This is a genomic window from Intrasporangium chromatireducens Q5-1 (genome assembly GCF_000576575.1).
Taxonomy (GTDB): Bacteria; Actinomycetota; Actinomycetes; order Actinomycetales; family Dermatophilaceae; genus Intrasporangium_A; species Intrasporangium_A chromatireducens.
Genome location: NZ_AWQS01000187.1, coordinates 1 through 7,428 on the forward strand (window position 1 = coordinate 1; position 7,428 = coordinate 7,428).

Consider the following 7,428-nt stretch of genomic DNA (forward strand, 5'->3'; position numbering starts at 1 on the left):
CTGGGTGGAGCACTTCCCCTACCAGGACGGGTTGCTCGTCAGCTATTGGAACACGGCGGTGTCGAACAACAACACGCGCTCGCACCCCGGCACGGGCCGCGTCCTGCCGGTCGACGCCCGCCCCACGGCGCTGACGTGGAGTGACGGAGTCGTGGCCCGCAACCGGATCCAGTCCTTCGACTCCACCTTCGGCGTCTCGCCGACCGACCCGATCTCGCTGCACCGCGAGACCGCGAGCGGCCTGACGACGCTGGACGTCCCCGCCCAACCGCCCGTCTCGGTCTTCGACGACAGCGACCCCAACCGCTACTACGACACCGCGAACCCCATGGGCAGCGTCAAGGTCGCCGGTGTGGGCGTCACGCTCAAGGTGGTGCAGAGCAACCAGACCGGCAAGATGACGGTGAAGGTCAACAGCTGACCCAGCGTGACTCGTCGGCCCGGTCCTCCACTCGGAGGCCCGGGCCGGCTACGTCTAGAGGAACCGCGCGAGGAAGGCGCGGGTCCGTTCGTGCTGTGGGTTGTCTATGACCTGGTCAGGTGTGCCCTGCTCGACGATCACACCACCGTCCATGAAGACCACCCGGTCGGCCGCCTCACGGGCGAAGGAAATCTCATGGGTCACGACGACCATGGTCAGACCCTCGTTCGCCAGCTCCTCCATCGTCTTCAGCACCTCGCCCACGAGCTCGGGATCGAGGGCCGAGGTCGGCTCGTCGAACAGCATGAGCTTCGGCTCCATGGCGAGAGCTCGCGCAATCGCAACGCGTTGCTGCTGCCCTCCCGACAGCTGTCTGGGATAGGAGTCCTCACGATGGGCGAGGCCGACCTGCTCCAGCAGGCGCTTGGCCCGCTCGATCGCGACCTGCTTCTTCTCGCCGCGGACACCAACCGGACCTTCGATGATGTTCTCCAGCACGGTCATGTGGGGGAACAGGTTGAACTGCTGGAAGACCATGCCGATGTCGCGACGGCGTCGAGCGACCTCGTTCGGGTGCAGCTCGTGGAGGCGCTCGTCGACCACCTCATAGCCGACGTCGTTGCCGTCGACGAGGATGCGACCGCCATCCACCGACTCGAGCAAGTTGATGCAGCGCAGGAATGTCGACTTGCCGGAGCCCGAGGGGCCTAGGACGACCACGGTCTCCCCTGTGCGCACCTCGAGGTCGATGCCCTTGAGCACCTCCACATGACCGAAGCTCTTGCGAACGTTTCGCGCCTCTAGGACGGGACGGGTCGCGGTGATGGTCATCCGGTCGGTCCTTCCATGACAGCAGGCAGGCTAGCCCTGGGTCGGATCTTGAGGAAGTCGAGGAAGCCGGTGGTCTGGTGCCGGCTCCCCCGGTTGTAGTGCCGCTCGATGAACGACTGAGCGACATAGAGGATGGAGGTGACGATCAGGTACCAGATGCACGCCACGATGAGCATGGGGATCGTCTCAAAGGTCCGGTTGTAGATCGCCTGCGCTGTGTAGAGCAGGTCGGACAGCGCAATGACGCTCACCAGTGCAGTCGCCTTCACCATGCTGATCACCTGGTTGCCGGTCGGCGGCACGATGAAGCGCATGGCCTGGGGAAGGACGATGCGACGCATGATGCGGGCGTTGGTCATGCCGATGGCCGCACCGGCCTCTCGCTGGCCGGAGTCGACCGACAGCAGGCCGCCCCGGACGATCTCCGCCATGTAGGCACCCTCGTTGAGACCGAGCCCCAAGATGGCGGCGAGCATCGGAGTGATGATGCTGTTCGTGTTGAGAGTGATGAACTCGGGCCCGAACGGGATGCCGAAGGAGATCGTCGGCAGCAGCGCGGAGAGGTTGTAAAAGAAGATCAGCTGGACGAGCGTCGGCGTGCCTCGGAAGAACCAGATGTAGCCACCTGCGACTGACCGCAGCAACGGGTTCCCGGAGATGCGGCACACGGCAAGCAGGACGCCGAGGACGATGCCGATCACCATGGCGATCACCGTGAGGAGCAGGGTGACCCCCAGGCCGCGCATGATCGACTCAGCGGTCAGCCACTGTGCCACGACGGACCAGCCGAAATTCTCGTTGGTCACCAGCATGTTGACCAGCTGGGCGAGCAGGACCGCGACGACGAGAGCTGCGACCCAGCGGCCCGGATGACGCCGGCGCCGGGCCTCACTGATGTCCGGCCCCGGCGCGGCGGCGGGCCGCGCCGAGGCTTCGTTCTGAACCGGGTGGGCAGTCATGCTCATTCGACTCCCATGTTGATGCCCGGAGTGGCGAGCACGTTCTTCTCGAGACCCCACTTCTTCATGATCGAGTCGTAGGTGCCGTTCTCGTGCAAGCTCTTGATCCCCTCGAGCAGGACCTCAGCCAGCGGCGAGTCCTTCGGAACGACCGCGCCCTGGAACAGGTCGTTGAAGCCGTTGGCCTTGCCCTGTCCCGCGAGCTCCAGCTTGCCGTTCGACTGCTGCACGAAGTAGGTCAGCGGTGCCTGTGAGGAGAAGAATGCGTCCGCGCGATGGGACTGGACCGCGAGGATCGAGGACGGCTGGTCCTTGTAGGACTGCACGTCGATGGCAGGCTTGCCCTCCGAGACGCACTTCTGCGACTGGGTCTTGATCACCTTCTCGGCTGAGCCGGCTGCCTGGACGGCGATCCGGGTGCCGCACGTCGTGTCCAGACCGTCGATCTTCTTCGGGTTGCCCTTCTCGACCGCGAAGACGACGTACTCCTTCACCCAGTCGACGAACGTCGCCTGCTTCTGGCGCTCGGGGAAGTCGCCGACAGGCCCGAGGTCCAGGTCGTAGCGGTTCGCCTGCATGCCCGACAGAACGCTTGCGAGCCCGTCGATCGTGGTGTGCTCGATCTTCACCCCGAGCACCTGCCCGAGTGCGTCCGCAAGGTCGGCCGTGGCGCCCTGCATCTGGGAGCCCTCGGCACCCACGATCGTGTAGGGCGGGAACGAGCCGGTGTTGACCGCCACGATCTTGCCCGCGTCCTTGATCTTCTGTGGCAGCTTGTCGTGAAGGGACTGGTCGAGGCTCTGCTGAGGAGTCGCGCCCGAGGGCTGGGGCGTCGTGGTGGCGCCCGTCGTCGGGTCGGCCGTGCAGGCGGCGGTCGTCAGGGCGGCTGCGGCTACCAGGGCGATCGCGGAGTTGCGCAGGATGCTCATGGTTGGGGGGCCTTTCAGGTTGGTGTCCGGGGGGGACAAGTGGTCAGGCGGTGGGAGGGTCGGCCGGGATCGGCCGGGCGGCCGGTTCGACGTCGAACCGGCGGTTGACGAGGACGGGTAGCTGCTCCCGGGCGGTCTCGAGTCGCTCGCGGGTGATCGTCGCTGTGATGAAGCCCGGTCCGTCACCGGCCTCGGCGACGGCGACCCCGAGCGGGTCGACGATGAGGCTGCGGCCGATGTTGCGGGGACCGCACTCGCCGCTGCCGATGACGTACACGGTGTTCTCGAGGGCCCGGGCGGTCACCATGGTGCGCCAGTGGTCCTCCTTGAGCGGACCGCGGACCCAGGCGGCTGGCAGCGCCAGAAGGTCGGCGCCGCTCACGGTGAGCAGTCGCGCGAGCTCCGGGAAGCGGACGTCGTAGCAGGTCATCAGGCCGAGTCGGAAGCCCTTGACGTCCACGAGCGGCGGCACGACATCGGCGGGCGTCACGTTGTCGGACTCTCGGTTGGCGAAGGCGTCGTAGAGGTGCAGCTTGCGGTAGAGCCCGATGACCTCACCGTCGCGCAGGACGACCAGGGTGTTGTACGGGCGGGGGTTGTCCGACACTTCGTGGATGCCGACGACGACGGTCAGGTCCAGGCCGCGGGTCGCAGTGGCAACGCCGGACACGAACGGCCCGTCCAGTGTCTGGGCATGCTCCCGGATCCGTTCCCGCTCGCCGATGAAGCGAGCCAGGATTCCCTCGGGCAGGACGAGCAGGTCCACACCCTCGGCCACCGCCATGTCGATCGCTGCGGTGACGCTGGCGAGGTTCTCCTGCCACCCCTCACCGGCGGCCAGCTGGGCGGCGGCCACCTTGAGGCTCTGGTCTGCGGTGCTCATGAGGCGATCTCCTCGGCTGTGTTCGGCTCGACGGGGTATGGAAACAGGTCCTGCTCGGGGACCGGTCCGGCGAGGAGGCGTTGTTCGACCAGCTCGGTCTGGAATTCGCGCACCATGACCCGGTCCGCGGAAAGGCCGTAGGGCAACCAGTCCGAGCCGATGACCCGGCTCGCGAACGCCACCTCCTCGTTGTGCCAGGGGGTGACGTCGACGAGCTTGTCGCGACGAGCGCGGCTGAGCCGCTTGGCGGCCTCGAAGGCGGTGACGAGCTGCTGCGCCGTGGCGGGGTTGTCCCGAAGCACCTCGGACCGCATGGTCAGGACGTGGATACCCGGGATGTACCCGTGCCGCCCGTAGTAGTCGGCCTCAGCCTGCCGGTTGTTGGCGTAGAGGGTCCGTAGGTCGGAGTCGGCAGCGTGAAAGCCCGGTGGCATGAACGGCGTCATCACGGCATCCAGCTCGCCCGCGCGCAGCAGGTCCACCAGCGGTGCTCCGTTGATGGTGTGGCGCACGTTGTCTCCCACTACGACGTTGCCGATCCGGTCGACGACGGGATGGCTGCTGGTGAGGGGGCCCACCTGCCAGTCCGCATCGTCCACGCCGATGCCGGCCTCGCGCAGGATGGCCCGGGTCCAGACGTTGCCGCTGTCGGCCCAGCCGGTCAGGCCGATCCGTGCGCCCCGCAGCGCCGCAGCGTCCGTGGCCTCGCTGTCGGACCGCACGATGATGCACCGGTGCCGGAAGCCGCGCATGAGGAAGACGGGCAGTGCAACGATGCGGTCGTTGCCGGCGGCCCGGGCGCGCACATAACGACTGAACGACGTCTCACCGCCATCGAAGCCAGAGTCGCGCCACAGGTCCGGGGTGGCGTCCAACCGGTCGATCTTGACCAGGTCGGCGCCGACATCGCCCAGGGCGAGTGGCACCACGTGGTCCCAGTGACGGACCCCGAGATGCAGAGTCACGGCTCTCCTCACAGCAGGTGGTCGAAGCAGTCGCTCCGAGATTCCGTCAGCGTACGTTCAGGTCCATTGCTGAACAATAGGTCATTTGTTACTGTTCATTGTGAGAGGCGAGAGGGGCTCGACGGTGGGCGAGGACGTGGTCGACGGCGACGTTCGCCAGGCGTCGTCCGCTTGGCTTGCCGAGCGGATCCACGAGCCCAGCGCGAGTGGCATCTCCGCGACCGTCGCGCGGCTTGTCCGCAGCGGGGAGCTGGCCCCGCAGACCAGGCTGCCCACCGTGCGCGCTCTGGCCACCCGGCTCGGCGTGAGCCCGGCGACGGTCTCGACGGCATGGACGTCGCTGCGCAAACAGCGCGTCGTCGACGGCGGCGGCCGCAGGGGCATCTGGGTGCGGGAGGGGCTGTCCGTGCCTCGGCCGGCCCGCTACGAGAACATCTCTCACCTGTGGCCCGGTCGCACCCTCAACCTGTCGCGTGCAGTGCCCGACCCGGCGCTCCTGCCGGACATCCGGACGGCACTCTCGCACGTGTCGGAAGACCGCAACCTCCACTCCTACGAGGTCGTCGCGATCAGCGACCCCCTTCGCGAGGCCGCGGCGGCTACGTGGCCATTTCCCCCGGAGAACTGGCTGGCCGTCAACGGCGGCTACGAGGGCATTCAGCTGCTCCTCGCCACAAGCGTCGTGCACGGCGACCACGTCGCGGTTGAGGACCCGGCGACGCCTCGGCTGCTCGACATCATCGACCAGCTCGGCGCAAGGGTGCTGCCCGTCGCAACCGACGCTTCCGGCCCCGTTCCGGCCTCCTTGGCCGCGGCGATGCGCCGGCAGCCGGCGGCCTTCGTCTACGAGCCGCGGTCGAGCTCGAGGCTCGCCGCAACGATCACTGCAGAACGCCGGGACGCGCTCGCGGCGATCCTCTCGACCAGCCGCCCGCTCATCGTGGAGGACGACGGCCTGGGCCACCTCAGCGACGCGCCCTACCACGGAATGGCTTCGCTCCTGCCCCACTCGACCGTGCTTGTGCGCACCTACTCCAAGTCCCACAGTCCCGACCTGCGCTTGGCGGTCATGGGCGGCGGCGCCGCCCCGCTGGAGCGGGCTCGCGTCTACCGGCAGTTCGGCGCCGGCTGGACCAGCCGTATCGTGCAAAACGCCCTCGCGTGGATGTTGCTCGACCCGGGATGCCAGGAGCAGGTGAGGACCGCCCGTCGGATCTACGCCCAGCGGCGCCATGACCTGGTCCGCCTGCTCGAGCAACGCGGCGTCCCGGTCGCCAATGAGTCTGGGCTTGCCGTCTGGGTGCCCGTGCTCAACGAGCGAGAGGCCCTGCTCGTGCTGGCCTCCCACGGCATCGCGGTGGCCGGGGCGGCCGAGAGCTGGACGCGGCAGGGCCCGGCCGCAGTGCGGGTGGCCACTGGACAGCCCATCCCGAACATCGAGGCCGTCGCAGACGCGATCGCCCTGGCCAGCACCGCCACCTGAGGGCCCCCACCTCCGGTCGGTCGCGGGTCAGACGAGCTGTGTGACCGGCGTCAACAGCACCCGGCTGGTGAGCCCGACCGAGCTCGAGAGCGTCGCGAGGAAGTCGCCGCGCAGCGGCTCCACGTCACCCAGCCGCCACAGCACGAGGGCGTTGACCCACGCGGCATCCCGGGCCCGGCCGATGCTCCACGAGCTGACCAGGTTGGCGACGGGAGCGGCATACCGTCGGTCGAGGTCGAGCGCGAGCCCGTCGAGGAAGGACTGACGGACCTGCTCCTGCACCTCCCCGAGCAGGTCCGTCACCCGCTGGTAGTCGGCCTCGACGTCACGGCTCGCCGGGGACATCCCGAGCTGCCGGCAGGCGCGCACCACGGCGAGCGGCAGGTCGTGGTTGATGTGGGCGTTCATGCCGGCGAGGGCGAACTGGATCGGCACCCGGCCGGTCTCGTGCCGCGTCTCGAACAGCGGCGCCCACGCGCTGACGGGCCGGGCCGCGTCCACGGCCTCGAGGTAGAGCCCCGCGAAGACGATGTCGAGCCGGGTCAGGAACTCCGGGTTGCGGAAGTAGCCCTCGGCGATCCGGTCGCGGACGAGCTCGGTGACGCGCAGGTACATGCCGTTGAACGCCGCGAGCCCATCGCCCAGGTCGAGGCCCAGCTCGAGCGTGCGCATCCGCTCGCAGATCGCGTCGATGGTCGCCGGCTGACCGGCGGGCGGCTCCTCCCGGCGCGCGGTCTTCCGGCGGAGCAGGTCGAGAAGGTGGGAGAACCAGCCCATGCCGCGAAGGTACCGGTCGGGCGCAGCGTGATCCGCCGAATCGCGCGTCCGCCCGAGCGGGCCGGTCGCCGCGTGGCACCAGAGGAGCAGGTATGCCGCTGGGCTGGGTCCGCGCCTCGTGCGCGGTCCCAGCCCAGTGGCATACGGATCAGGCGGCGGAGCCGTCCGACGTGGCGGCCG

General features: G+C 68.4%; 7 protein-coding genes and 1 pseudogene. 2 read left to right on the top strand and 6 right to left on the bottom strand.

Going from position 1 to position 7,428, the window contains the following annotated elements; genetic code table 11:
• Nucleotides 1-421: pseudogene (locus N864_RS16835) on the top strand (immune inhibitor A domain-containing protein); the annotation flags it as partial.
• Between the two features lie 54 nt (nt 422-475).
• Here N864_RS16835 and N864_RS16840 read toward each other — a convergent pair.
• Genes N864_RS16840 through N864_RS16860 form a run of 5 tightly spaced genes read right to left on the bottom strand, consistent with a single transcriptional unit; the run spans nt 476 to nt 4,988 of the window.
• Entirely contained in the window at nt 476-1,252 is a 777-nt protein-coding gene (locus N864_RS16840) for an amino acid ABC transporter ATP-binding protein (protein WP_034719522.1), read from the bottom strand.
• Entirely contained in the window at nt 1,249-2,217 is a 969-nt protein-coding gene (locus N864_RS16845; protein ID WP_081793970.1) for an amino acid ABC transporter permease, read from the bottom strand. Before N864_RS16845 ends, N864_RS16840 begins: the two co-directional genes overlap by 4 nt.
• Nucleotides 2,214-3,140 carry an ABC transporter substrate-binding protein gene (locus N864_RS16850; RefSeq protein ID WP_051518718.1) on the bottom strand — a complete coding sequence of 309 codons (927 nt, stop codon included), beginning with the start codon at nt 3,138-3,140 and terminating at the stop codon, nt 2,214-2,216. The genes N864_RS16845 and N864_RS16850 overlap by 4 nt, the downstream gene beginning before the upstream one ends.
• A gap of 43 nt (nt 3,141-3,183) precedes the next feature.
• Nucleotides 3,184-4,023, bottom strand: coding sequence for a nitrilase-related carbon-nitrogen hydrolase (locus N864_RS16855; protein ID WP_034719526.1), 840 nt, complete (start codon nt 4,021-4,023; stop codon nt 3,184-3,186).
• Complete coding sequence (locus N864_RS16860) at nt 4,020-4,988, bottom strand: ABC transporter substrate-binding protein (RefSeq protein ID WP_034719530.1); 969 nt, start codon at nt 4,986-4,988, stop codon at nt 4,020-4,022. The genes N864_RS16855 and N864_RS16860 overlap by 4 nt, the downstream gene beginning before the upstream one ends.
• A gap of 124 nt (nt 4,989-5,112) precedes the next feature.
• Here N864_RS16860 and N864_RS16865 point away from each other — a divergent pair, with 124 nt between their 5' ends.
• Entirely contained in the window at nt 5,113-6,471 is a 1,359-nt protein-coding gene (locus N864_RS16865) for an aminotransferase class I/II-fold pyridoxal phosphate-dependent enzyme (protein ID WP_051518719.1), read from the top strand.
• A gap of 27 nt (nt 6,472-6,498) precedes the next feature.
• Here N864_RS16865 and N864_RS16870 read toward each other — a convergent pair whose 3' ends face one another.
• Nucleotides 6,499-7,248 carry a DUF5995 family protein gene (locus tag N864_RS16870; protein WP_051518720.1) on the bottom strand — a complete coding sequence of 250 codons (750 nt, stop codon included), beginning with the start codon at nt 7,246-7,248 and terminating at the stop codon, nt 6,499-6,501.
• Nucleotides 7,249-7,428: the final 180 nt, after the last annotated feature.